The following is a 338-nucleotide window of genomic DNA, read 5'->3' on the forward strand; positions in this document are numbered from 1 at the left end:
CCGCGCTCCCGTGGGAACGTCCTCACCAGGCCATCCCCCCGCCGTCACCCCCTCACCAGGACGCCTTCAGAGGTCTTGACCAATGCGGGTGAAGTTGGGGTTCAAGTCGTTATTTCCGCAGGCCACATGGGGTTCACCTGCCGTTGACGTCTGCTGACCGGCGCTGGTAAACACACAGCAATCAGCTGACGTTCCTTGATCAACCGAATGTTCAACCCAGCGTTCAACCAGTTCGACCAGCCATTCCTGCGCGAGCGATGACGCGAGGTCACCGACCCATGGACACACAAGATCAGCACGGCAGAACAGCAGCAGTAGCGACGGCGGCCAGAGCGCAT

The 338-nt window shown here is 60.7% G+C and carries 1 protein-coding gene; it reads right to left on the reverse strand.

Annotated features, from left to right (window positions below):
* Positions 1-66: 66 nt before the first annotated feature.
* Positions 67-338: hypothetical protein (locus AB8Z36_RS42040; protein ID WP_369218569.1), on the reverse strand; the 272-nt coding region annotated here is incomplete at its 5' end.

Source organism: Streptomyces flavofungini, assembly GCF_041028215.1.
In the GTDB taxonomy this organism is placed as follows: domain Bacteria; phylum Actinomycetota; class Actinomycetes; order Streptomycetales; family Streptomycetaceae; genus Streptomyces; species Streptomyces flavofungini_B.